At 66.3% G+C, this 19,858-nt stretch carries 27 protein-coding genes and 1 tRNA gene; 16 read left to right on the plus strand and 12 right to left on the minus strand.

Translation table 11 applies throughout. The annotated features are described in order from the left end of the window. Nucleotides 1-135 precede the first annotated feature (135 nt). From rplS to ILT42_RS08275, 5 genes are all read left to right on the plus strand, one after another. Nucleotides 136-528 carry a 50S ribosomal protein L19 gene (rplS, locus tag ILT42_RS08255; protein ID WP_204214956.1) on the plus strand — a complete coding sequence of 131 codons (393 nt, stop codon included), beginning with the start codon at nucleotides 136-138 and terminating at the stop codon, nucleotides 526-528. Nucleotides 529-755: 227 nt separating this feature from the next. Next, nucleotides 756-2,162: a 3-isopropylmalate dehydratase large subunit gene (gene leuC / locus ILT42_RS08260; protein WP_204214957.1), complete on the plus strand. Its 1,407-nt coding sequence runs from the start codon at nucleotides 756-758 to the stop codon at nucleotides 2,160-2,162. 3 nt (nucleotides 2,163-2,165) lie between these two features. Then, on the plus strand, nucleotides 2,166-2,438 hold the full coding sequence (locus ILT42_RS08265; protein WP_204214958.1) for a hypothetical protein: 273 nt from the start codon (nucleotides 2,166-2,168) through the stop codon (nucleotides 2,436-2,438). A gap of 5 nt (nucleotides 2,439-2,443) precedes the next feature. Continuing rightward, nucleotides 2,444-2,851 carry a metallopeptidase family protein gene (locus ILT42_RS08270; RefSeq protein ID WP_204214959.1) on the plus strand — a complete coding sequence of 136 codons (408 nt, stop codon included), beginning with the start codon at nucleotides 2,444-2,446 and terminating at the stop codon, nucleotides 2,849-2,851. Then, nucleotides 2,848-3,648: a YdcF family protein gene (locus ILT42_RS08275; protein WP_204214960.1), complete on the plus strand. Its 801-nt coding sequence runs from the start codon at nucleotides 2,848-2,850 to the stop codon at nucleotides 3,646-3,648. Before ILT42_RS08270 ends, ILT42_RS08275 begins: the two co-directional genes overlap by 4 nt. Here the strand turns inward: ILT42_RS08275 and ILT42_RS08280 are convergent. The 5 genes from ILT42_RS08280 to hslV form a co-directional block, all read right to left on the minus strand. Further along, nucleotides 3,627-4,169: a disulfide bond formation protein B gene (locus ILT42_RS08280; RefSeq protein WP_204214961.1), complete on the minus strand. Its 543-nt coding sequence runs from the start codon at nucleotides 4,167-4,169 to the stop codon at nucleotides 3,627-3,629. The genes ILT42_RS08275 and ILT42_RS08280 overlap by 22 nt on opposite strands. Nucleotides 4,170-4,182: 13 nt before the next feature. After that, the gene (locus ILT42_RS08285; protein WP_204214962.1) at nucleotides 4,183-4,341 is read right to left on the minus strand and encodes a DUF5993 family protein; all 159 of its coding nucleotides are present in this window, start codon (nucleotides 4,339-4,341) and stop codon (nucleotides 4,183-4,185) included. Nucleotides 4,342-4,441: 100 nt separating this feature from the next. Continuing rightward, nucleotides 4,442-5,749, minus strand: a complete 1,308-nt coding sequence (gene hslU / locus ILT42_RS08290) for an ATP-dependent protease ATPase subunit HslU (RefSeq protein WP_204214963.1) — start codon at nucleotides 5,747-5,749, stop codon at nucleotides 4,442-4,444. Further along, nucleotides 5,746-6,828: a hypothetical protein gene (locus ILT42_RS08295; protein ID WP_204214964.1), complete on the minus strand. Its 1,083-nt coding sequence runs from the start codon at nucleotides 6,826-6,828 to the stop codon at nucleotides 5,746-5,748. The genes hslU and ILT42_RS08295 overlap by 4 nt, the downstream gene beginning before the upstream one ends. A gap of 63 nt (nucleotides 6,829-6,891) precedes the next feature. Next, nucleotides 6,892-7,419, minus strand: coding sequence for an ATP-dependent protease subunit HslV (gene hslV / locus ILT42_RS08300; RefSeq protein WP_204215130.1), 528 nt, complete (start codon nucleotides 7,417-7,419; stop codon nucleotides 6,892-6,894). A gap of 180 nt (nucleotides 7,420-7,599) precedes the next feature. On the opposite strand from hslV, the gene hisB reads away from it, so the two are divergent. Genes hisB through hisA form a run of 4 tightly spaced genes read left to right on the plus strand, consistent with a single transcriptional unit; the run spans nucleotide 7,600 to nucleotide 10,144 of the window. Beyond that, nucleotides 7,600-8,187 carry an imidazoleglycerol-phosphate dehydratase HisB gene (gene hisB, locus ILT42_RS08305; RefSeq protein WP_204214965.1) on the plus strand — a complete coding sequence of 196 codons (588 nt, stop codon included), beginning with the start codon at nucleotides 7,600-7,602 and terminating at the stop codon, nucleotides 8,185-8,187. A gap of 51 nt (nucleotides 8,188-8,238) precedes the next feature. Continuing rightward, nucleotides 8,239-8,736 (plus strand): DUF2628 domain-containing protein, encoded by a 498-nt coding sequence (locus ILT42_RS08310; protein WP_204214966.1) that lies wholly within the window; start codon nucleotides 8,239-8,241, stop codon nucleotides 8,734-8,736. Continuing rightward, nucleotides 8,733-9,383, plus strand: a complete 651-nt coding sequence (gene hisH, locus ILT42_RS08315) for an imidazole glycerol phosphate synthase subunit HisH (protein ID WP_204214967.1) — start codon at nucleotides 8,733-8,735, stop codon at nucleotides 9,381-9,383. Before ILT42_RS08310 ends, hisH begins: the two co-directional genes overlap by 4 nt. Then, entirely contained in the window at nucleotides 9,371-10,144 is a 774-nt protein-coding gene (gene hisA, locus ILT42_RS08320; RefSeq protein WP_324617704.1) for a 1-(5-phosphoribosyl)-5-[(5-phosphoribosylamino)methylideneamino]imidazole-4-carboxamide isomerase, read from the plus strand. The genes hisH and hisA overlap by 13 nt, the downstream gene beginning before the upstream one ends. Before the next feature lie 96 nt (nucleotides 10,145-10,240). Here the strand turns inward: hisA and ILT42_RS08325 are convergent, their stop codons facing one another. Continuing rightward, a complete protein-coding gene (locus tag ILT42_RS08325; RefSeq protein ID WP_204214969.1) occupies nucleotides 10,241-10,984 on the minus strand; it encodes a DUF3800 domain-containing protein in 744 nt (247 codons plus the stop codon). Nucleotides 10,985-11,011: 27 nt separating this feature from the next. Between ILT42_RS08325 and hisF the strand changes: the two genes are divergently transcribed. From hisF to coaA, 4 genes are all read left to right on the plus strand, one after another. Further along, nucleotides 11,012-11,794 (plus strand): imidazole glycerol phosphate synthase subunit HisF, encoded by a 783-nt coding sequence (hisF, locus tag ILT42_RS08330; RefSeq protein WP_204214970.1) that lies wholly within the window; start codon nucleotides 11,012-11,014, stop codon nucleotides 11,792-11,794. Between the two features lie 91 nt (nucleotides 11,795-11,885). Beyond that, entirely contained in the window at nucleotides 11,886-12,245 is a 360-nt protein-coding gene (locus ILT42_RS08335; protein ID WP_204214971.1) for a hypothetical protein, read from the plus strand. A 55-nt stretch (nucleotides 12,246-12,300) separates the two neighbouring features. Continuing rightward, nucleotides 12,301-12,621, plus strand: coding sequence for a phosphoribosyl-ATP diphosphatase (locus ILT42_RS08340; protein ID WP_204214972.1), 321 nt, complete (start codon nucleotides 12,301-12,303; stop codon nucleotides 12,619-12,621). 53 nt (nucleotides 12,622-12,674) lie between these two features. Beyond that, complete coding sequence (coaA, locus tag ILT42_RS08345) at nucleotides 12,675-13,652, plus strand: type I pantothenate kinase (RefSeq protein WP_204214973.1); 978 nt, start codon at nucleotides 12,675-12,677, stop codon at nucleotides 13,650-13,652. A 14-nt stretch (nucleotides 13,653-13,666) separates the two neighbouring features. Here the strand turns inward: coaA and ILT42_RS08350 are convergent, their stop codons facing one another. Continuing rightward, the gene (locus ILT42_RS08350; protein ID WP_204214974.1) at nucleotides 13,667-13,816 is read right to left on the minus strand and encodes a hypothetical protein; all 150 of its coding nucleotides are present in this window, start codon (nucleotides 13,814-13,816) and stop codon (nucleotides 13,667-13,669) included. Between the two features lie 39 nt (nucleotides 13,817-13,855). After that, nucleotides 13,856-14,434 carry an SH3 domain-containing protein gene (locus ILT42_RS08355; protein ID WP_204214975.1) on the minus strand — a complete coding sequence of 193 codons (579 nt, stop codon included), beginning with the start codon at nucleotides 14,432-14,434 and terminating at the stop codon, nucleotides 13,856-13,858. Between the two features lie 142 nt (nucleotides 14,435-14,576). On the opposite strand from ILT42_RS08355, the gene ILT42_RS08360 reads away from it, so the two are divergent. Beyond that, nucleotides 14,577-15,569 (plus strand): 2-hydroxyacid dehydrogenase, encoded by a 993-nt coding sequence (locus ILT42_RS08360; protein ID WP_204214976.1) that lies wholly within the window; start codon nucleotides 14,577-14,579, stop codon nucleotides 15,567-15,569. A gap of 11 nt (nucleotides 15,570-15,580) precedes the next feature. Here the strand turns inward: ILT42_RS08360 and ILT42_RS08365 are convergent, their stop codons facing one another. The 3 genes from ILT42_RS08365 to ILT42_RS08375 are packed head-to-tail and all read right to left on the minus strand — an operon-like array spanning nucleotide 15,581 to nucleotide 17,617. Then, entirely contained in the window at nucleotides 15,581-15,907 is a 327-nt protein-coding gene (locus ILT42_RS08365; protein WP_407664514.1) for a helix-turn-helix domain-containing protein, read from the minus strand. Continuing rightward, the gene (locus ILT42_RS08370) at nucleotides 15,894-16,268 is read right to left on the minus strand and encodes a type II toxin-antitoxin system RelE/ParE family toxin (protein ID WP_204214977.1); all 375 of its coding nucleotides are present in this window, start codon (nucleotides 16,266-16,268) and stop codon (nucleotides 15,894-15,896) included. The genes ILT42_RS08365 and ILT42_RS08370 overlap by 14 nt, the downstream gene beginning before the upstream one ends. Nucleotides 16,269-16,327: 59 nt before the next feature. Next, nucleotides 16,328-17,617 (minus strand): flavin monoamine oxidase family protein, encoded by a 1,290-nt coding sequence (locus ILT42_RS08375; RefSeq protein ID WP_204214978.1) that lies wholly within the window; start codon nucleotides 17,615-17,617, stop codon nucleotides 16,328-16,330. A gap of 107 nt (nucleotides 17,618-17,724) precedes the next feature. Here ILT42_RS08375 and ILT42_RS08380 point away from each other — a divergent pair, with 107 nt between their 5' ends. Continuing rightward, on the plus strand, nucleotides 17,725-18,474 hold the full coding sequence (locus tag ILT42_RS08380; protein ID WP_204214979.1) for a sulfate transporter family protein: 750 nt from the start codon (nucleotides 17,725-17,727) through the stop codon (nucleotides 18,472-18,474). Here ILT42_RS08380 and ILT42_RS08385 read toward each other — a convergent pair. Continuing rightward, nucleotides 18,471-19,577: a complex I NDUFA9 subunit family protein gene (locus ILT42_RS08385; RefSeq protein ID WP_204214980.1), complete on the minus strand. Its 1,107-nt coding sequence runs from the start codon at nucleotides 19,575-19,577 to the stop codon at nucleotides 18,471-18,473. The genes ILT42_RS08380 and ILT42_RS08385 overlap by 4 nt on opposite strands. Before the next feature lie 189 nt (nucleotides 19,578-19,766). Here ILT42_RS08385 and ILT42_RS08390 point away from each other — a divergent pair. Next, nucleotides 19,767-19,851, plus strand: a tRNA-Leu gene (locus ILT42_RS08390). Nucleotides 19,852-19,858 lie beyond the last annotated feature (7 nt).

The raw sequence follows: 19,858 nt of genomic DNA on the forward strand, positions 1-19,858 counted from the left end.
AGGAAGGTGATGCTCGACATCCCGGCCGAAACCCTGTATAGCGCCCGCCTTAACTTAAAACAGGACGCCGAAATCCAGCGGGCTTGGGGCTTTCCAAAAAGTCTTTCCAGGACCACGCAACGGCAGGAGCAAGACATGAACATCATTCAGCAGCTCGAGCAGGAGCAGATCGCCAAGCTCGCCAAGACCATCCCGGACTTCCAGGCCGGCGACACCCTCATCGTCAACGTGAAGGTGAAGGAAGGCGAGCGGTCCCGCGTGCAGGCCTATGAGGGCGTGTGCATCGCCCGCAACGGCGGCGGCCTCCACCAGAGCTTCACCGTTCGCAAGATTTCCTACGGCGAGGGCGTCGAGCGCGTGTTCCCGCTCTTCTCGCCCAACATCGACTCGATCAAGGTCGTGCGCCGTGGCGCCGTGCGCCGCGCCAAGCTGTATTACCTGCGCGACCGTCGCGGGAAGTCGGCCCGTATCGCCGAGCGCGCCGAGCGTCCGTCCGACAAGGCCGCCAAGGCAGCGGCCGCGGAATAAGCCTGAGCCAACCGCCAGGCCTTCGGGGAAGCGCGGCTCAGGCCGCGCTTTTTTGCTGTCGGGCCCTTCACGGGGAGCCCTAGGCCGGGCTGGAAAATTTTATTGCGCCGCCTGCCGGTTCAGCTATGCGATACTTTCATCGCGGTGCGCCTTCAGGACCTCTTTTCGGGATGGCGGCGGACCGCTAAACACTGGATCATCCTTTCGAAGACCGCTGGAAGAGAACCATGGCCAATCCCCGCACCCTCTACGACAAGATCTGGGACGACCACGTCGTCGACCGGCAGGACGACGGGACGTGCCTTCTCTACATCGACCGCCACCTCGTCCATGAGGTCACGAGCCCGCAGGCTTTCGAGGGCCTGCGCATGACGGGCCGCACGGTGCGCCAGCCCGGCAAGACCCTGGCGGTTGTCGACCATAACGTGCCGACCAGTGACCGATCGCACGGCATCGAGGATCCCGAGGCCGCCACCCAGGTTGCGGCGCTCGCCCAGAACGCCAAGGATTTCGGTGTCGAGTACTACAACGAGCTCGATACCCGCCAGGGCATCGTGCACGTGGTGGGGCCGGAGCAGGGCTTCACCCTGCCGGGCATGACCATCGTGTGCGGCGACAGCCACACCTCCACCCATGGGGCCTTCGGGTCTCTGGCCCACGGCATCGGCACGTCCGAGGTCGAGCACGTGCTCGCCACCCAGACCCTGATCCAGAAGAAGGCCAAGAACTTCCGGGTCACCGTGGACGGCAAGCTGCCGGAGGGTGTGACCGCCAAGGACATCATCCTGTCCATCATCGGCGAGACCGGCACCGCCGGCGGCACCGGCCACGTGATGGAATATGCCGGCGAGGCGATCCGCTCGCTCTCCATGGAAGGCCGCATGACGGTCTGCAACATGGCGATCGAGGGCGGGGCCCGCGCCGGTATGGTGGCGCCGGACGAGAAGACCTACGCCTACCTGAAGGGCCGCCCGAAGGCGCCGACCGGCGAGGCCTGGGACGCCGCCGTGCGCTACTGGGATTCCCTGCGCACGGACGAAGGCGCGTTCTTCGACACGGAGATCCGCCTCGACGCCGCCAACCTGCCGCCCATCGTGACCTGGGGCACGAGCCCGGAAGACGTGATCTCGGTGGCGGGCGCGGTGCCCAACCCGGACGACATCCAGGACGAGAACAAGCGCGTCTCCAAGTGGCGGGCGCTCGAATATATGGGTCTCAAGCCAGGCCAGAAGATCACCGACATCACCCTGGACCGGGTCTTCATCGGCTCCTGCACCAACGGCCGCATCGAGGACCTGCGCGCCGTCGCGAAAGTCGTCGAGGGCAAGCGCGTGGCCGAGAGCGTCAGCGCCATGATCGTGCCCGGCTCCGGCATCGTGAAGATGCACGCGGAAGCCGAAGGGCTCGACAAGATCTTCAAGGCCGCGGGCTTCGATTGGCGCGAGCCGGGCTGCTCCATGTGCCTGGCCATGAACGCGGACCGCCTGGCGCCCCTCGAGCGCTGCGCGTCGACCTCGAACCGCAATTTCGAGGGCCGCCAGGGCTTCAAGGGCCGCACCCACCTCGTCTCGCCCGCCATGGCGGCGGCGGCGGCGATCGCGGGCCGGTTCGTCGACATCCGGACCTTCGGATAAGAGGTGGCGCAACAGCCCCTCACCGATCCCGAACGGGAATCCCGCGAGGCGCTGGAGCGCGTCCGGCGGGATTCCGAGACCTTCGCGGCGTCGTCCCTGGGGCGCGCGGGCGGACGCTTGCGTGATCATCTCGCGGCCCGGGACGCCATCGGTGACGCGGAAGGCGGCGGGACGGACCCCATCGAGCTGTGGGGCCGCCGCATCGGCCGCGCGCTCTCGGTGGTCGGCTTCATCGCGTTGAGCCTCTGGCTCGCCCATCAGCTCGGATATCTCTGACACGCATGACCGACTGGTCTTCCCTCCAAGCCCCGTCCCTGGACGACTTCGACGCGATGGCGCGGGTCGCTTTCGACGCGCTGCCCCGGGCGTTCCGCCAACTTTGCGGCGACGTGATCATCCGGGTCGAGGATTTTCCCGACGACGAGACCCTCAAGGAAATGGAGTGCGAGACGCCCTTCGATCTTCTGGGGCTGTTTCGCGGCATCGGGCTGGCGCAGGGCGAGGCCATGATGCAGACGGGGCAGTTCCCCAACATGGTCTGGCTCTACCGCCGCCCGATCCTCGATTACTGGGCCGAGCACGAAGAAACGCTGGGCCATCTCGTGACCCATGTGCTGGTGCACGAGATCGGCCACCATTTCGGGCTGTCCGACGAGGACATGGACGCCATCGAGGCCTCGGTGTCGTGAGCGGCCCCGACGGGACGGTGGCCGCCGTCAATACGCTTGCGGGTTACCTGGCGCTCGACACGTTCGAGTCCGCGAGCCTCGAAGTGCGCCCCGCCGATTGCGTCGTGCTGGCGGGCAACAGCGTGTTGCAGACCGCCGAGGGTGCGTTCCGGCTCGTCCGGAGCGGACAAGCGCAACGCGTCCTGATTTCCGGCGGCATCGGGCATTCGACGCAGGGTCTCTGGCGGGAGGTCGTGGCCCATCCGGCCTACCGCGCCATCGCGGCCGAGGGGCGCCCCGAGGCGCATGTTCTCGCCGATCTCGCGCGCGATGTCTTCGGCCTCGCGACGGACCTGATCCTGCTCGACGACGCCTCCACAAATTGCGGCGAGAACGCCCTGTTCTCCCGGCGCATCCTGGAAGCCAGCGGCACGCCCATGGATCGGATCGTCGTCGTGCAGGATACCACCATGCAGCGCCGCACCGACGCCACGTTCCGGCATGTCTGGCGCGATGGTCCCGCGACGACTTTCATGAGCTGGCCCACCTTCACGCCGCAGGTGTGCGTCGCGGACGGCGCGCTCGCGTTCACCTCCCGGGACATCGCCGGACTTTGGCCCATGGAGCGCTTCCTGTCCCTGATTCTCGGCGAGATCCCGCGCCTGCGCGACGATCCTTCGGGCTATGGGCCGAAGGGCCGTGGCTTCATCGGCCATGTGGAGATCCCGCCGGAGGTCGAGGCCGCCCACGCGCTGCTTCTGGAAAGCGTCGGCCCGGGGGTGGGGGACCGGGCGCTTCAGCCGCCGAACAGCCAGTAGCCCGTCGGGTTGTCGGGGCAGATCCTGGGGCCGCATTCGGCGAAGCCGTTGAGCATGTTGGCCAGCACGAGGCCGACGATGAGGCCCATGGCGGCCTTCTCGAAGGTGCCGAGGCGCGGCGTGTCGCGATCCCCGAACTGACGGTCGAAGAGCATCATGGCGGCTGTTGCCGCCGCCGCCGCCGCGAAGCCCACGAAGGCCCAGCTGTAGTAATGGGCGCCGAGGATCGCCGAACCGTAGCCCGCATCGCCCGGCAGGATATGCAGCAGGATCTGGCGGCCCGAGGCCATCAGGCCGAAGAGCGCGGCGAGCAGCGTCATCCCGTAATGGCTCGGGCGCGGTCCGTGGCGCAGATTCAGGACCGGCCCGACGGCCAAGGCCGCGAAGGCGACGCGCTGGAGCTGGCACAGCGGGCAGGGCAGCTCGCTCAGCGTGATCTGCAACACGAACGCGGCCAGCAGGACGAGCGCGATGGCGTAAAGGCCGAGCGCATTGAGCGTCACGGCAAGGCGTGGGGTCATGACGAGCCGCTCCTCAGAAGGACAGGTTCAGGCGGTCCGTCGCGTGGTGGAGATAATCCGCAACGCTCAAGATCAGACCCGCGAGAAACAAAGCCACGGCCACGCGTCGCCCGTTGAACCAGGCCGCCAGCATGGCGGCCGCGAACACGCCGAACAGAAAAGTCTGGTCCATGATGCCCCCGCACGGCCGAACCGCCGCGCTCCCCGGCAAGCTTAGCAGCTTGCGAGCGCGGCGGCACCTGGAAAGACGGGGTGTGGACGGCTCTGAATCCCTACAAAATAAACCGGCTCAGATCCGTGTTCTTCGCCAGGCTCTCCACCTCGCCGCGAACGTATCCGGCGTCGATGGTGACGGTTTCGCCGGAGCGGTCGGGGGCCGTGTAGGAGACGTCGTCGAGGACGCGTTCCAGCACGGTCTGCAGGCGGCGGGCGCCGATGTTCTCCACCGTGTCGTTCACCTGCACGGCGACTTGCGCCAACGCGTCGATGGAATCGTCCGTGAAGACGAGTTCGACGCCTTCCGTGCGCAGGAGCGCGACGGATTGCTTGATGAGGCTCGCCTCCGTCTCGGTGAGGATGCGCTTGAAGTCGTCCACCGTGAGCGGGTTGAGCTCGACCCGGATCGGCAGGCGGCCCTGCAGTTCGGGCAGGAGGTCGGACGGCTTCGACACGTGGAAGGCGCCGGACGCGATGAACAGGATATGGTCCGTCTTCACGGCGCCGTGCTTGGTGGCCACCGTGGTTCCTTCGATGAGAGGCAGCAGGTCGCGCTGCACGCCCTCGCGGGATACGTCCGCGCCGCCGCGTCCCTCGCGGGCGCAGATCTTGTCGATCTCGTCCAGGAACACGATGCCGTTGTTCTCCACCTGGCGGATCGCCTCCTGCACGATGGCGTCCTGGTCGAGCAGCTTGTCGGATTCCTCCGCCACCAGCGGCTCATAGGCCTCGCGCACGGTGGTGCGGCGGGTCTTGGACCGGCCGCCCAGCGCCTTGCCGAACATGTCGCCGAGGTTGATCGCGCCCACCGACGCGCCCGGCATGCCGGGGATCTCGAACATGGGCATTCCGCCGCCGCCCGCCTGCACCTCGATCTCGATCTCCTTGTCGTCGAGCTCGTTGGCGCGCAGCTTCTTGCGGAAGGAATCGCGGGTGGGGGCGCTCGCGGTCGGGCCGACCAGCGCGTCGAGCACGCGCTCCTCGGCGGCATTGTGGGCCTTGGCCTGCACCTGCTTGCGGCGGTCCTCCTTCACGAGGCCGATGCCCACCTCCACGAGATCGCGCACGATCTGCTCCACGTCGCGGCCCACATAGCCGACCTCCGTGAACTTCGTGGCCTCCACCTTGAGGAACGGCGCATTGGCGAGCCGGGCCAGGCGACGGGAGATCTCCGTCTTGCCGCAGCCCGTGGGGCCGATCATCAGGATGTTTTTTGGCGCCACTTCCTCGCGCAAGCTACCTTCCAGCTGCTGGCGGCGCCAGCGGTTGCGCAGGGCGATCGCCACGGCGCGCTTGGCGTCCTGCTGGCCGACGATGAAGCGGTCGAGTTCGGAGACGATTTCACGGGGGGAGAAGTTGGTCATGGTCCTGAGAGAATGGGGTGCGGGAGCTTTTGCGCAAGGTTGGCGGGCAGGAGTTTGAGCAGGCCCGTGCGCACGGGCCGCCAGCCTGCGGAGAGGAGAAGGATGAAGGCCCCGAGCGCCAGGAGCGTCGCCGGGACGGTCTGGCCTTCCAGGCCCACGGTCTTGAAGATCGTGGCCGAGGCATAGCCCGCATAGGCGAGGCCCGAGACCAGCAGGGCGCGGCGGTCGACGACCACGGCCACGATGCCGAGCACGAGAAAGATGGCCAGCACGGAGGCGGCGGTCGCGGGCGTCATGTCGGACCGGTCGATGACGAGTTTCGCGATGATCGGATGCACGATCATGGGCGCCGCCAGCATGTGCAGCCAGAACGCGATATCGGTGCGCCGCGTGACCCGGGCCGGATCCGACATGTCGAAGCGCATGGCCAAAGCGAAGACCGCAAGTCCCACGAGGGGAATGAGGAGGCTGCCGTAGGCCGTCATGAATTCCGGCGCAACGCTCACGACGCCGAAAATGAGCGCCCCGGCCAGGGCCGCGACGCCGACCGCGATGGTGATCGGCACGCGGAACCGAACGTAGTGAAGCGCCGCGAGGATCGCGGTCAGGAGCGCTGCGGCAAGGATCCAGAGGCCGTCGGGCTCTCCACCTTCGGCTCCGAACGCGAGGTTCGGATGGGACAAGGCGCCCTCGACGCCGAACAATGCGCCCCCGAGCGCCAGTCCGGCCCAGAAGACCGAACCGGCGAACAGGCACAGGAGCACGATGCTCGGCAGGGCCTGACGGCGGCGGCGGGTGAAGAACTCCGCCAGGAGCCACGACGCGGCCGCCAGCGCGAGGGCGCCCGCCCCGCCGCCGAAGGTGCCCGCCAGATACCACACCGCCACGGAGAACAGCCCGATCCCGATGGTCACGAAGATGTCGGCGAAGCCCGAGATGAAGCGCAGCTTCTCGTCGTCTTGAGGTTCCGATACCAGGGTGGTGTCGATCTCGCGGGAGATGTCGCGCAGGGCCATGGCCTGCCCGGGCGAGATGATGCCTCTGGCGATTCCCTTGTCCAAAACGTCGTCGGCGATCATGATCCGGCCCTCAAGACACAACATTGCATTCTTAGACGGGGACCCGCCGCGCGGCCAGGGGGCCTATCCCTCCAGGGTCTCGATGACGATGTTGGCGTTGGTGTAGACGCAGATCTCGGCCGCGATCTTGAGGGACCGGCGCACGATGGCCTCCGCGTCGAGGCCCGAATCCGCGAGCGCCCGGGCGGCCGCCAGCGCGTAGTTGCCGCCGGACCCGATGGCCATGATGCCGCCTTCGGGCTCCAGCACGTCGCCGGAGCCGGAGAGCAGGAGGCCCACCTCCCTGTCGGCCACCAGCATCATGGCCTCCAGGCGGCGGAGGTACCGGTCGGTGCGCCAGTCCTTGGTCAGCTCCACGCAGGCGCGGGTCAGCTGGCCCGGATACTGCTCCAGCTTGCCCTCCAGGCGCTCGAAGAGCGTGAAGGCGTCCGCCGTGGAGCCCGCGAAGCCGCCGATCACGCCGCCCTTGGACAGGCGGCGCACTTTTCGGGCGTTGCCCTTCACGATGGTCTGGCCCAGGCTCACCTGGCCGTCGCCGCCGATGACCGTGCGGCCGTCCTTCTTGACCATGAGGATCGTGGTGGCGTGCATGGAGGGAAGGTCGGACAAGGGGAATAAACTCCGGGGATGTGCGGGGCGGGCCGGGGTGTCGGCCCGCAAGGCGTTTCAAGGCGTGACTTAATCATCCTCCCGATAAAAGCAACGCGGGTGGTGTTTCGTCGCGCGGCTTGATAGAAAGCGCCGTTTTCCAATCCACGAAGGATGAGACGAATGCGCGCCGCGAGCGTCAGCCGCCGCACCGCCGAGACCGATGTGGCCGTGTCGATTGCCCTGGACGGCACCGGCAAGGCCGAGATCGCCACGGGGGTGGGTTTCCTCGACCACATGCTCGAACTGTTTGCCCGCCATGGGCTGTTCGACCTGACCGTCAAGGTGACCGGCGACCTGCACGTGGACCAGCACCATACCGTGGAGGATACGGGCATCGCCCTGGGCCAGGCGATTCTCCAGGCGCTGGGCGACAAGAAGGGCATCACCCGCTACGCCGATATCCACCTGCCCATGGACGAGACCCTGTCCCGGGTGGCGCTCGACATCTCGGGCAGGCCTTTCCTGGTCTTCCGCACCTCCTTCCCGACGGAAAAGATCGGGGTGTTCGACACCGAGCTGGTGCGCGAGTTCTTCCAGGCCTTCGCGGTCCAGTCGGCGGTGACGCTCCACGTGGAGACCCTGTACGGCGAGAACAGCCACCATATCGCCGAGAGCCTGTTCAAGGGTCTGGCACGGGCTTTGCGTCGGGCCGTGAGCATGGACCCGCGGGAGGAGGGGCGCGTTCCCTCCACCAAGGGGACCCTGTAAGCTCAAGGCCGGGCCTTCGGGCCTCGGCCCCTGCCTTTGGGAAGAGAAGCGATGACAACCTATACATTGCACCTGCCGCCGGACGCACGGCCGGGCGATCCGTCCGGCCTGGAGGACGCGAAGCTGGTCAAGGACGGCTTCGCCTGGGGGGCATTCTTTTTCAACTTTCTGTGGTTCTTCGCCCACCGGCTGTGGCTGGCGGGGTTCGGAGTCCTGATCGCCTTCGGGCTCCTGCAGGTGCTGCTGAACCTGTTCGACGTCCACCGGGGCTTCTTCACGCTCGCCCATCTCCTGGCCTCGATCCTGCTGGGGCTGGAGGCCAACACGCTCCGCCGCTGGACCTACGCCCGGCACGGCTCGCCCGTGGTGGACGTGGTCAGCGCCGACAACCAGGACGAGGCCGAGGCCAAGGCCCTGGCGCGCTGGCTGGAGCGCCCCGAGCCCGCCCCGGCCCGCGCGGTCGCCCAGGGGGCGCCCCGGCCGGGTCCCGCCTTTGCCCGCCCGGCTCCCGTGCTGGGCCTCTTCCCCGATGCGGAGCGCCCGCGATGAGCGTCGCCATCATCGATTACGATTCCGGAAACCTGCACTCCGCCGCCAAGGCTTTCGAGCGTGCCGCCCGCGAGGCGGGCCTGGACGAGACCATCGCGGTGACGTCCGATCCCGATTCCGTGCGGCGGGCGGACCGAGTCGTCCTGCCCGGCGTGGGCGCCTTTGCCGATTGCCGCCGGGGGCTTGATGCCGTGCCCGGCATGGTGGAGGCCCTCCACGAGACCGTGCGCGAGCGGGGCCGCCCGTTCCTGGGCATCTGCGTGGGCATGCAGCTCATGGCGACGCGGGGCCTCGAATACGAGACCTCCCACGGGCTCGACTGGATCCACGGCGACGTGAAGGCCATCGTGCCGGGCGATCCCACCTTGAAGATCCCCCATATGGGCTGGAACACCCTCGAGCGGCAAAAGTCCCATCCGATGCTCGACGGCATCGAGACCGGGCCGGACGGCCTGCATGCCTATTTCGTCCATTCCTACGCCCTCACGCCCGACGATCCCACGGATGTGGTCGCCACCTCCGCCTATGGCGGGAGCGTGACGGCGATGGTGGCGCGGGACAACCTCGTCGGCACGCAATTTCATCCCGAAAAGAGCCAGGCCCTCGGCCTCAAGCTCATCGCCAATTTCCTGAGGTGGCGCCCGTGATCCTCTTTCCCGCCATCGACCTGAAGGAAGGCCGCTGCGTCCGCCTGATCCAGGGCGACATGGACCAGGCCACCGTGTTCAACGACGATCCAGCGGCCCAAGCGGCCGATTTCGAGGCGCAAGGCTTCGAATGGCTGCACGTGGTCGATCTCGACGGCGCCTTCGCGGGCAAGCCCATGAACGCCTCCGCCGTGCGCGACATTCTCAAGCGCGTCGCGATCCCGGTGCAGCTCGGCGGCGGCATCCGGGACATGAAGACCGTGGAGGGCTGGCTGAACCAGGGCGTCGCCCGCGTGATCATCGGCACGGCGGCGGTACGCGATCCCGCCTTCGTGCGTGAGGCGGCGCGGCTCCATCCCGGCCAAATCGCGGTGGGCATCGACGCCAAGGACGGGTTCGTGGCCGTGGAGGGCTGGGCCCAGACCTCCACTCTGTCGGCGGAGGAGCTCGGCCGCCGTTTCGAGGATGCGGGCGTGGCCGCCATCATCTACACCGACATCGCCCGCGACGGCATCCTCAAGGGCATCAACTTCCCCATGACGCTGGCGCTGGCCAAAGCGGTCTCGATCCCCGTGATCGCATCCGGCGGGCTTGCCTCCATGGCCGATATCGAGCGGCTGGTGGAGCCCGATTGCGCGGTGCTTGGCGGCGCGATCTCGGGACGGGCCCTCTACGACGGGCGCATCGATCCGGCGGGCGCTTTGGCTTTGATTCGAGGCGCGAACGGACTCAGGAGCGAGATCTTGTCAAGAACCTCTTGACAGTTCTTCATTTGTTCCTATATAGTCGATTAAAATGGACTGGGGGATGTTCTCGGTCGGCGTCTGGCCTCGGCTTTGTCCGGGGCCTTTCGCTTTTTAGGGGAAGATTTTCAGACCGTAGCCCAACGTTTTGCCGGTTGTGCTGCGGCGGAATTTCTCGGCGATAATCTCACGGGTCTGGTTCGGTTGCGCAGGCCTAAGTACACCTAGACCTATGGGTCTGGCGAATAGATCCGCTAATTGCAGTCCTGATGAATTCGCTTTCTTGTCGGCAAAGCAAATGTCGAGTTCATCCATGGATGCTTTCTTGTAGTTGCCCCTGTCCTTGATCCTTCGAAACTCAAGTTCGAGCAAATTGTCTTCCCTAGTGCCGCGCCTCTCGAACATACAATGAGAGACCTTTGCGGCCTGACCATTCTCCATAAGGAAAGTGTGTGTTCTCTCCATGCAGAATTGAAGGCCGATATGGTAGGGATTGTCCGGTTTTGCGTAGCGCTGCCGCAATTTTCGCTTATCGATGACGCTCGCGATGACCGTAACGTCAGCACTTTTGATGATGCCCGACAACTCATCCATGAAAGTCGCACGAACGCCTTGGTTTTGCAGAAACTTAAAGGGTGCCTGTTGCTTGCGAATTTCGCGCTCGTGCAGGATGACCATGTCGTGCCCAAACCATCGAAACTTGAACTCCTGAACGGCAGGCACAATTTTTTGGACATAGTCCGATTTTTTGAAAATACAGAATGCTAGAACGAAAAGCGGAAAGTCCTCGTGAATCGAGTTGAGGTCGTGGTCGCCGCTCTCATCAACATAGATGACATAATCGGAAAAGGATGGCATTCGGACTTAGACCCATAGGTAGGCAATATGCTGAAAGTTCGCCTCATCCCCTGTCTCGATGTCAAGGACGGGCGCGTCGTGAAAGGCGTGCAGTTTCTCGACCTCGTCGATGCCGGCGATCCCGTGGAGGCCGCCAAGGCCTATGACGCGGCGGGCGCCGACGAGCTGTGCTTCCTCGACATCACGGCAAGCCACGAGGCCCGGGGCATCCTGCTCGACGTGGTGACCCGCACGGCGGAGGCCTGCTTCATGCCGCTCACCGTGGGCGGCGGCGTTCGAACCGTCGAGGACATCCGCAAGCTTCTGCTGGCGGGCGCCGACAAGGTGTCGATCAACACGGCGGCGGTCAACAACCCGGATTTCGTGCGCGAGGCGGCCGAAAAGTTCGGCAACCAGTGCATCGTGGTGGCCATCGACGCCAAGCGGGTTTCGGGCGAGGGCGAGGAGCCCCGGTGGGAGATCTTCACCCACGGGGGGCGCAACGCCACCGGAATCGAGGCGGTCGGCTTCGCCAAGCGCATGGCGGAGCTGGGCGCGGGCGAATTGCTCGTCACCTCCATGGACCGGGACGGCACCAAAGGCGGCTACGACCTCGCGCTCGTGCGTGCTATCGCGGACGCGGTTCCGGTGCCGATCATTGCATCGGGCGGCGTCGGCAATCTCGATCATTTGGTCGATGGCGTGCGCGACGGCCATGCCAGCGCGGTGCTCGCCGCCTCCATCTTCCATTTCGGCACCCACACCATCGGCGAGGCCAAGGACTACATGGCCAAGGCCGGTCTCAAGATGCGGCTGGATCGCGTTCAGTAATGGCGACGGAGCGTCAGCGAGACCGCTGCCGACTAGTTTAATGAAACAGAGTTTCATATAATGGTCGACGTCTTAATGCCGATCCAATGAAATGCTGCTTATTGCCAGAATCTTCGCTGTCACTCTCCTTCTCGCGGTAGGAGCTATCCTGGGTCTCGTCAGTCTTGCCGGGACCGGATATTTTTCCAGCGGGAAGCCGATATTTTTCGGAAGCGACGGCGTTAGGACGCTCCTGTGCTATACGGCAGACGGCTCGATGCGCCTGACCGTAGAGTTCCGGGATAAGGGTCATATCGCCTTGTTACGAACGCTGCAGGGTAAGGATGCCCGTCTGGTCTTCAAGAAAGGACTGTTCGAGGATATCTACTCAGACGGACAAATTCAGATCCAACTTGACCCCGAAGTGAAAGTAGCCGGCATCGATCCTGCGTCCAATTGCGATTGGGAATGATTGGTCTCAGGTCCAGTTCTGGCTGAAAAAACCTTGAGCGTTCAACGGAAAGCCCATGACCCCCTTCACCCTCGCCGATCTCGCCGCCATCGTGGCTCAGCGCGCCGCCGCCTCGCCGGAGGAATCCTACACGGCGAAGCTGATCACGGGCGGACCCGCGAAAGCGGCCAAGAAGCTCGGCGAGGAGGCCGTGGAGGCCGTGATCGCGGCGGTGGCGGAGGACCGGGCCAACCTGACGGCCGAGGCGGCGGATGTGCTCTATCATCTTTTGGTCGTGTTGCAGGGCGCGCAAATTCCCTTAAATGACGTGATGGCCGAGCTGGAGCGCCGCACTGCACAATCCGGCTTGGCCGAAAAGGCCGCGCGCCCGTCTTGAGGGCATCGTTCATCGGGAGCCCCCGGCTCCCGGCCACCGGAGAAGGCCCCGTCATGGACCAGCCCCTCGCGGTGTCCCCGTCCGAGGGCGGGGACAACCTGTCCCCCTACCGGATCTTCGCCCGCGAGGAATGGGCGCAGCTGCGCGCCGACGCCCCGATGACGCTCACCGCCGACGAGGTGGTGCGGCTCCAGTCCCTGAACGACCCGATCTCGCTCGACGAGGTGGCGGCCATCTACCTGCCGCTCTCGCGCCTGCTCTCCCTCTACGTCGCGGCCACCCAGGGGCTGTTCAAGGCGACCCAGCGCTTCCTGCTCGCCGAGAACGACGGCAAAGTGCCCTACATCATCGGCGTGGCGGGCTCGGTGGCGGTGGGCAAGTCCACCACGGCGCGCGTGCTGAAGGCGCTGCTGGCCCGCTGGCCCAACACCCCCAAGGTCGATCTGGTCACCACGGACGGCTTCCTCTTGCCCAACGCGGAGCTGATCCGGCTCAACCTGATGGAACGCAAGGGCTTTCCGGAAAGCTACGACACCGGCAAGCTCCTGCGCTTCCTGGCCGACATCAAGGCCGGCAAGCGCCATGTGAGCGCGCCGCTCTACTCGCACCTGGTCTACGACGTGGTGCCCGGCGAGGAGACCGTGGTGGACCGGCCCGACATCCTCATCGTGGAAGGCCTCAACGTCTTCCAGCCCGCCCGTCTCCCGAAGGACGGCATGGCGATCCCGTTCGTGTCGGATTTCTTCGATTTTTCGGTTTATATCGATGCCGACGAGGACGATCTGCACCGCTGGTACGTCAATCGCTTCCTGCGCCTGCGCCACACGGCCTTCCGGGACCCGCTATCTTACTTTCGGCGCTATGCGGAGATTTCCGAGGCCGAGGCCATCGAGGTGGCCGAGGGCCTGTGGTCGCGCATCAATCTGGTGAACCTGCGCGACAACATCCTGCCGACCCGCCAGCGGGCGAGCCTGATTCTCAAGAAGGGCGCGAGCCACCGCATCGAGGAAGTGGCCCTCCGGCGACTCTGACGGGAGGGCATGCCCTAGCGCAGGAACCCGAACTGGACGACCGCGAACACGACCAGGAAGACGGCCACGTAGACGTTGAGGAAGCGAGGCGCCACGATGGCGGCGGCGGCCAGAACCAGCGCCAGGATCGGCAGGACATTCTTGAGGCTGAAGGTGAGGGTCATCGGCATTCGCTTGAGTGCAACAGAGTTCGGGCCAGGGACTTATTCCACCTTCTCGTTCGGGTAAACACCCCAGAGCTTGTCCTGGTGGATGTAGCCGTCCACGTCCCGGGCCTTGTCGCGGGCGATGACGACCTCGCACCAGGTGCCGTCGCAATCCTTCACGTTGGCGACCACGCCGGGCTGGAGCTGGGCCACCACGTGTCCCTTGTCGTCGCGGCTGTCGTGAAGGGTCAGGAAAGTGCCTTCCTTGGCCCAGGGCTGGACCAGGGCGGTGCGACGCCCCGACAGGAGGGAATGCAGAACCCATCCCTCCGTGCCCTCCGAATCGCGGATGCGCCGCCAGGTCTCGTACTCGGCCACGATCTCCACGGGCAGGCCGGCGCGCTGGTACACCCAGGCGGTGCGGTGGTCCTTGGACGGACCCTCGCGCAAGTTCACCCGGTCGGTCTTGAGGCTCACGTAGCGCGGCACCGGCAGGCCCGTGCCGAGGCGCCCGCCGGGCGGCTGCTGGGCCAGGGCGGGCGGCGGTCCCCCAAGCGTGCCTAGGAGCAGCCCGAAGGCGAGAGTCGCCGCCGCATACGACGCCTGGCGCAAGGACCTCTTCACGAACCTCTTCATGGGGTTTTGTCTCCGCTCGAGCCTCTGGTAGAGAAGCGTGACGGGCGGCCTTGCGGCGGCCCAGGACCTTAGTCGCCCATCGCGGTTAAGAGAGCGTGAAAAACGGCCGGAATCCGCCGGCTTTTTGGGGAACCGTGCACCGATGAAGAAGAGACCCGTCGTCGTCGTCACCCGCCGGTTGCCGGACGTCATCGAGACCCGGATGCGCGAACTCTTCGACGCGCGCCTGAACCTGGAGGACAAGCCCCTGTCCCGGGAGGAACTCGCGGCCGTGATGCGGGACGTGGACGTGCTGGTGCCCACCGTCACGGACGAGATCGACGCGGGCCTGATCGCGGAGGCTGGGACCGGCCTCAAGCTCATCGCCAATTTTGGCAACGGCGTCGACAACATCGACGTGCCGGCCGCCCATGCGCGGGGCATCACGGTCACCAACACGCCCGGCGTTCTGACGGAAGACACCGCCGACATGACCATGGCGCTGATCCTGGCCGTGGCGCGACGCATCCCGGAAGGCGCGGGGGTCATCCCGGGGGACGAATGGGCAGGCTGGTCGCCAACCTGGATGCTGGGCCGCCGCATCACCGGCAAGCGCCTCGGCATCGTGGGCATGGGCCGCATCGGACAGGCGGTGGCGCGGCGCGCCAAGGCCTTCGGTCTGTCGATCCACTATCACAACCGGCGCCGGGTGCCCCAGCGGATTGAGGACGAGCTGGAAGCGACCTACTGGGAATCCCTCGACCAGATGCTGGCCCGCATGGACATCGTGTCGGTGAACTGCCCTCACACGCCCGCCACCTACCACCTCCTCTCGGCCCGGCGTCTCAAGCTGCTCAAGCCCACGGCGCTCGTGGTGAACACGGCCCGCGGCGAGATCATCGACGAGACCGCGCTCACCCGCCTCATCGAGGCCGGCGCCATCGCGGGGGCGGGCCTCGACGTGTTCGAGGAGGAGCCTGCCGTGAGCCCCCGCCTCGTCAAGCTCGCCCGTCAGAACAAGGTGGTGCTCCTGCCCCACATGGGCTCGGCCACCGTCGAGAGCCGCATCGACATGGGCGAGAAGGTGATCGTCAACATCAAGGCGTTCCTCGACGGTCACAGGCCGCCGGACAGGGTGCTGCCGAGCATGGTGTGAGGGGCAAAGCGTCAGAGGATCGCGTCGATCCCTTTCTTGTCGGCTAGAGCCAGAAGCTTGAGAGAGGGGCCGCTCGGCTTCTTCTCGCCGCGTTCCCATTGGCTCACAAGCGATGTGGTGACATTCAAAGCCATCGCGAACAAAGCCTGGCTCATATGTGCCTTCTCGCGGATCTGACGGATGCCGTCGGGATGCAAATCGTCCACGGGCGTCAGGCAAGCGACATCGAAACGGCGCATGGTCATCTTGTCGATGGCACCAACTGCAAGGAGATCCTCAGCCGCCGCGTGCAGAGATTGCAGCGGGCTGCTTCTATAGCGCCTCTCACTTTTCATCATCGATTCTCTCCCATCCTTGTGTCTCGACCAACGACGCGAAGGTCCGGCTGTCGAGACGTGCTAGAGATTTCGCAAAATCCCGAAACGCTTCTTCTTCCTTGATCGTCAGATTGGCTTGGCGGCTTTTTTCGAACAGATGAAGAAAGACGGCGCGGTCACCCTCCTTTAGAAAGATGATCGTCCGATAACCACGTGAACGGCCCTGCCCTTTCCTCGCGACGCGCTGTTTGATGAGACACGCGCCGATCTCCGCATCGACGAGACCCTGCTCAGCCCTTTGGACAGCCTCTCGAAGATCAGCGTCTGCTAAGCGGCACTGGCGCGCCTGCCGTGCAAATTCTCGTGTCTTATATAGCTTCATCCGAACCTCTCAGGCCCGGATCATAGTCAATTCGATACAAAGTTATATAGCACCGAGTGCTACAAATCAAGGGGGGTTCCTGGGATCTTCCTGAGCCGCGCCACCATTTCGCCCGCCGCCCGCGTCCCTTCCTCCCAGGCGCCGCCCGCCGTGCCCCATTGTTCGCGGGACAAGGCCTCGCCCGCGAACCAGACCCGCTCGCCCGCCGGCGTCTTCAGGGCCTCTCGCGCAGGCGCCTTGCCGGGCGGGATCACGGCCCAGGAGGCCCGGGACCAGGGATCGTTTCGCCAGGCGGTTGCGGCCAGCACCTGCAGGTCCCGGATGGCCCGATAGCCGAATTGCCCTGCCATGACGGCGCGGGCGAACCGGGCGGGCGCATGGGGATCGCGGCCGTCGAGGGCCCTGGCGCGCTCGAGGTCGAGTTCCAGGAAATGGAAGGGGGCTCCGTCGATGTTCGTGAGCAGGCCCGGCGGCTCCAGCCGCGTGCCCGAGAGCTGCGTGAGCCGGTCCGGGCCCCGGAAGGGCGAACCCGGCCAGTGCAGGATCACGTGCTCGTAAACCCCTTGCGTGAAGGCCTGGACCGCCTCCTGGAGGCCTGGCGGCAGGCCGGGCGAGAAGCGGATCGCGCCGGCCTGGAGCACCGCCATGGGGGCGGTGACGAGCACCGCCCTGGCCTGGAGCGTCCCGGACGCGGTGGAGACCCGCACGCCTGGACCCGACCAGTCGATCCCGTCCACCGCGGTACCGAGGCGGATCGGCAGGCCTTCGGCCAGGCGCGCCAGATAGGCGCCGAGCCCGCCCGTGATGAACCAGTTATGGGCGTATTCCGAACTTGGGAAATCGTGCAGGCTGACCTCGTCGAGGGGCCGTCCCGACACCAGGCCGTGAATGGCGATCACACGCTGCGCGTGCGGGCCGATAGGCGTGAGAACGCTCTGCGCCGAACGATCCTCGGGACGCTGCGCCCCGAGCGTCATCGCCCGGTCGGCAAGGTCGAAGGCCCGGTCGAGGGCCGCCCGCGCGGCGGGCGGGGCCTGCCGGCCCCTGACGAAGGTGTGGCCGCCGGTGGGCGCGTGGCGCAGTTTCTCGCCGCGCGCGAGACCCAGCTTCACCAGGGGGTTGATCGGCCCCGCGTGGAGCCAATGCGCCCCGAGGTCGACCGGATGGCCCCGGAAAGCCGTGGTGACGGCCCGCCCGCCGATACGGTCCCGCGCCTCCAGCACGGCCACGCTCAGGCCCGCCGCCAGAAGGGCACGGGCGGCTGCGATCCCGGCCGAACCCGCGCCCACCACCACCACGTCGGGATCGGCCGGCAGGTCCGTCAGGTGCGGGGTATGAACAGGCTTCATGCGGGCTCCCTCTCGCCTTCCGGCATAGGCGTTCATAAGTAAGGAACGCCCATCCTTCCAGGCGGCTGGAGGGATGAACCGACAACTTTTCAGGACGATTGCCCATCATGCTCCTTCAAGCGGCCTTCGCGGCGGCCCGCCAGGTCCTTTCGCCGGACCTGCGGCGCATCCTCTGGAAGTCGATCGGCCTGACGGTCGCGCTCCTGGTCCTCATCTGGCTCGTCCTGACCCGGCTGGTCTCCTATTATCTCGACCATCACAGCCTCAGCGCCAGCTATCCGGCCCTGGATGGCTATGCGGAGTTCCTCACCGGGTTCGGGCTGCTCGTGGCGCTGGTGTACCTCATCCCGGCGGTCTCCGCCGTGGTGGCGGGCTATTTCCTGGACGACGTGGCCGAGGTGGTGGAGCGCAAGAGCTTTCCGGGCGACCCGCCGGGCGAGGCCCTGCCGATGGGCCGCGCGCTTCTCTACGGTCTGCGCTTCGCGGGACTGTCGCTGCTGGTGAACCTCGCCGCCCTGATGGTGTTCCTCATCCCGGGCGTGAACATCGGCGTGTTCTTCATCGCCAACGCCTATCTGCTGGGCCGGGAATATTTCGAGCTGGCGGCCGGGCGCTTCCGTCCCATGAAGGAGGCCGGGTGCATGCGGGTGGAGAACCGGCTCACGGTGCTGCTCGCCGGCGCCGTCATCGCGGCCCTGCTCTTCGTGCCGATCGTGAACCTTCTGACCCCGCTCTTCGGCGTGGCCATGATGGTGTACGTCCACAAGGGACTGGCCCGGCGCTCCGACCGATGGGGACTGCCGGCCGGATCGGACGGGACCTCCCTCCCGGGCCGGCTGCCGGAGCCGAGGCCTTAATGGCCCGCCGCTGACGGGGCCGTGGCGGAGCCGGGCGCCCGCTCGGGGTGGAAGCCGGAGTCCGGCCCGCCCGATTGCGGGGCCAGGAGGTCCGGCGTCGTGGGACCGGCATTGCGCTTGAGATCGAACTGGCCGGTCTTGCGGAAGCGGATCAGGTAGGAATCGACCAGGCCCTCGTAGGCCGTGGGCGTGATGCCCAGGCCCTGGAGCGTGCGGCCTTCCCGCAGGGCGGCCTCGGACACCAGGTTGTCCTGCTCCAGCAGGATCGCCTGGTCGCGGGTCATCACCATCTCGTCGGCCAGCAGGCCGAGGGTCAGGCTGTCGAGGGTTCCCATCACCGATCCCTGGAGACGCGCGACGGGGTTGGGCAGCGGCACGATGAGGCGCCGGCGCTCCGTGACCCGCAGCACGTATTCGACGAGCTCCCGCAAGGTGGCGACCTGCGGGCCGCCGAACTCGTAGATCCGCCCGCCCGGCACCGCGCCGTCCACGGCCTTCACGATGGCGGCCGCCACGTCGCCCGCATAGACCGGCTGGAAGCGGGTGTCGGACCCCGCGAGCGGCAGGACCGGCAGCATGCGGGCGAGGGTCGCGAAGCGGTTGAAGAAGCTGTCGCCGGGGCCGAACATCAGGGACGGGCGCATGACCACCGCGTCGGGCCGCGCGGCCAGGAGCCCGGCCTCGCCCTCCGCCTTGGAGCGGGCATAGGCGGATTCGGATGAGGACTCCGCTCCGATGGCCGAGACGTGGGTGAGGCTGGCATGGGCCGGCGTCACTTCGGCGATGATCCGCGGACCTTCGGCCTGGAGGGCGTCGAAGCTCTGGCGGCCGCTCTCCTGGAGAATGCCCACGAGGTTGATCACGTGATCGGCCTTGGCCACCGCATGGGCCACCGAGTCGCGGTTTCGCAGGTTGGCGTGGATTGGGTAGATCTGGCCGACGCGGCCCAGCGGCAGGAAGTTGGACAGGTTGGGCTGGCGCGTGGGCACGAGCACCCGGTAGCCCTGCTGCGCGAGGGCACCCACCACGTAGCTGCCCAGAAAGCCCGAGCCGCCGAAAACCGTGACCACCTGATCGATGGGCTTGCGAATGGCGCCGATCATAAGATGCCTCCTGCCCGCCGCGAACGGGCCTGCGCCCTCCGAGGGGCGGAATGCGGAATTCTGGACTGTCTCTAGTCAAACGTCTCAGGCCTGTGAAGGGGTGCACGCCCCCCAATCGAAAGAACCCGCATTTTCCCCGATTGACGCCGCCCCCGAAGCACCGTAAACGAACCCTCGCCGAACAGGCATGCCCAGGTGGCGGAATTGGTAGACGCACTGCTTTCAGGTAGCAGCGGGTAACACCGTGGAGGTTCGAGTCCTCTCCTGGGCACCATCTCTCT

Source organism: Microvirga pudoricolor, from assembly GCF_016892705.1.
Classification (GTDB): Bacteria; Pseudomonadota; Alphaproteobacteria; order Rhizobiales; family Beijerinckiaceae; genus Microvirga; species Microvirga pudoricolor.

Bases quoted from the DNA above. Each gene is read 5' to 3' on its own strand.
- rplS (WP_204214956.1), top strand. From the start codon at position 136: ATGAACATCATTCAGCAGCTCGAGCAGGAGCAGATCGCCAAGCTCGCC.
- leuC (WP_204214957.1), top strand. From the start codon at position 756: ATGGCCAATCCCCGCACCCTCTACGACAAGATCTGGGACGACCACGTC.
- ILT42_RS08270 (WP_204214959.1), top strand. From the start codon at position 2,444: ATGACCGACTGGTCTTCCCTCCAAGCCCCGTCCCTGGACGACTTCGAC.
- ILT42_RS08280 (WP_204214961.1), bottom strand. From the start codon at position 4,169: ATGACCCCACGCCTTGCCGTGACGCTCAATGCGCTCGGCCTTTACGCC.
- ILT42_RS08285 (WP_204214962.1), bottom strand. From the start codon at position 4,341: ATGGACCAGACTTTTCTGTTCGGCGTGTTCGCGGCCGCCATGCTGGCG.
- hslU (WP_204214963.1), bottom strand. From the start codon at position 5,749: ATGACCAACTTCTCCCCCCGTGAAATCGTCTCCGAACTCGACCGCTTC.
- ILT42_RS08295 (WP_204214964.1), bottom strand. From the start codon at position 6,828: ATGATCGCCGACGACGTTTTGGACAAGGGAATCGCCAGAGGCATCATC.
- hslV (WP_204215130.1), bottom strand. From the start codon at position 7,419: ATGCACGCCACCACGATCCTCATGGTCAAGAAGGACGGCCGCACGGTC.
- hisB (WP_204214965.1), top strand. From the start codon at position 7,600: ATGCGCGCCGCGAGCGTCAGCCGCCGCACCGCCGAGACCGATGTGGCC.
- ILT42_RS08310 (WP_204214966.1), top strand. From the start codon at position 8,239: ATGACAACCTATACATTGCACCTGCCGCCGGACGCACGGCCGGGCGAT.
- hisH (WP_204214967.1), top strand. From the start codon at position 8,733: ATGAGCGTCGCCATCATCGATTACGATTCCGGAAACCTGCACTCCGCC.
- ILT42_RS08325 (WP_204214969.1), bottom strand. From the start codon at position 10,984: ATGCCATCCTTTTCCGATTATGTCATCTATGTTGATGAGAGCGGCGAC.
- hisF (WP_204214970.1), top strand. From the start codon at position 11,012: ATGCTGAAAGTTCGCCTCATCCCCTGTCTCGATGTCAAGGACGGGCGC.
- ILT42_RS08335 (WP_204214971.1), top strand. From the start codon at position 11,886: ATGCTGCTTATTGCCAGAATCTTCGCTGTCACTCTCCTTCTCGCGGTA.
- ILT42_RS08340 (WP_204214972.1), top strand. From the start codon at position 12,301: ATGACCCCCTTCACCCTCGCCGATCTCGCCGCCATCGTGGCTCAGCGC.
- coaA (WP_204214973.1), top strand. From the start codon at position 12,675: ATGGACCAGCCCCTCGCGGTGTCCCCGTCCGAGGGCGGGGACAACCTG.
- ILT42_RS08350 (WP_204214974.1), bottom strand. From the start codon at position 13,816: ATGACCCTCACCTTCAGCCTCAAGAATGTCCTGCCGATCCTGGCGCTG.
- ILT42_RS08355 (WP_204214975.1), bottom strand. From the start codon at position 14,434: ATGAAGAGGTTCGTGAAGAGGTCCTTGCGCCAGGCGTCGTATGCGGCG.
- ILT42_RS08360 (WP_204214976.1), top strand. From the start codon at position 14,577: ATGAAGAAGAGACCCGTCGTCGTCGTCACCCGCCGGTTGCCGGACGTC.
- ILT42_RS08365 (WP_407664514.1), bottom strand. From the start codon at position 15,907: ATGATGAAAAGTGAGAGGCGCTATAGAAGCAGCCCGCTGCAATCTCTG.
- ILT42_RS08370 (WP_204214977.1), bottom strand. From the start codon at position 16,268: ATGAAGCTATATAAGACACGAGAATTTGCACGGCAGGCGCGCCAGTGC.
- ILT42_RS08375 (WP_204214978.1), bottom strand. From the start codon at position 17,617: ATGAAGCCTGTTCATACCCCGCACCTGACGGACCTGCCGGCCGATCCC.
- ILT42_RS08380 (WP_204214979.1), top strand. From the start codon at position 17,725: ATGCTCCTTCAAGCGGCCTTCGCGGCGGCCCGCCAGGTCCTTTCGCCG.
- ILT42_RS08385 (WP_204214980.1), bottom strand. From the start codon at position 19,577: ATGATCGGCGCCATTCGCAAGCCCATCGATCAGGTGGTCACGGTTTTC.